At 72.2% G+C, this 1,242-nt stretch carries 2 protein-coding genes; both read left to right on the top strand.

The features are described from left to right. A partial coding sequence (locus tag Mterra_RS21370) for a 2-oxo acid dehydrogenase subunit E2 (protein ID WP_119316885.1) occupies nucleotides 1-891 on the top strand: 891 nt, incomplete at its 5' end. A gap of 92 nt (nucleotides 892-983) precedes the next feature. Beyond that, nucleotides 984-1,242: 5-formyltetrahydrofolate cyclo-ligase (locus Mterra_RS21365; RefSeq protein ID WP_476727205.1), on the top strand; the 259-nt coding region annotated here is incomplete at its 3' end.

The following is a 1,242-nucleotide window of genomic DNA, read 5'->3' as shown; positions in this document are numbered from 1 at the left end:
CCCTCCGTGCGCCGCCTCGCGCGCGACCTGGGCGTGGACCTGATGCAGGTGGCGGGCTCCGGCCCGGCCTACCGCATCTCCGAGGGCGACGTGCGCCGCTTCGCGGAAGGGGGCGCGGCCCCGGCAGCCCCCGCAGGTGCGCCCGCCGCCCCGGCACCGGCCCTGCCCGACTTCGGCAAGTTCGGCCCCACCCGCCGCGAGGCCATGTCGGGCATCCGCCGGGCCACGGTGCGCTCGATGGCCCAGGCCTGGAGCCTCGTCCCCATGGTCACGCAGTTCGACAAGGCCGACGTGACCGAGATGGAGGCCTTGCGCAAGAAGTACGGGCCCCGCGCCGAGAAGCGGGGCGGCAAGCTGACCATGACCGCCATCCTGCTCAAGGTGGCCGCCGCCGCGCTCAAGGCCTTCCCCAAGTTCAACGCCTCCATCGACACCGCCGCCAACGAGGTCGTCTTCAAGGACTACATCCACATCGGCGTCGCCGTGGACACCCCCACCGGCCTGCTGGTGCCGGTGATCCGCGACGTGGACAAGAAGGGCGTCATCCAGCTCGGCCTCGAGCTCGGCGAGGTCGCGGCCAAGGCCCGCGACCGCAAGCTCACCCCCGAGGAGATGCAGGGCGCGAGCTTCACCATCTCCAACCTCGGCGGCATCGGCGGCACCGGCTTCACCCCCATCGTCAACTGGCCCGAGGTCGCCATCATGGGCGTCTCGCGCAGCTCGACGGAGCCGGTGTGGAACGCCGAGAAGGGCGAGTTCGAGCCGCGCAACATCATGCCCTTCAGCCTCACCTACGACCACCGCCTCATCGACGGCGCCGACGCCGCCCGCTTCTGCCGCTTCGTCGCGGAGATGCTGGAAGACCCCTTCCTGCTGGGCTTCGAAGGCTGAAGCCCGGGCTCGAGGAAGCCCTCCCCGCGGGGAGGGCTTGGCTTTTCCCCCGCCCGTTTCCCCCAAAGGCCCGGATCCCCGAGAATGAGCGGGTGACCGACGCGCCACCCCCCTCGAGCAAGCCCGAATGGCGGAGGTGGGCCCGTGAGCGGCGCAGGGGCCTCCCCGTCGCCGAGCTCTCGCCCCACATGAACGCCCACCTCGCCGCGCTGCTGGCCCAGCACGGCGCGCGGCACGTCCTGCTCTACAGCGCCTTCGGCCACGAGCCCGACCCGGCCGGGGTGATGGAGGCTCACCCGGCGCGCTACTACCTCCCCCGCACCGAGGGCCAGACCCTGCGGGTCCACCCCC

The sequence above is a fragment of the Calidithermus terrae genome (assembly GCF_003574345.1).
GTDB lineage: Bacteria > Deinococcota > Deinococci > Deinococcales > Thermaceae > Calidithermus > Calidithermus chliarophilus.
The sequence above is the reverse complement of the archived record's forward strand: the minus strand, read 5'-3'. Positions and strand labels throughout refer to the sequence as shown.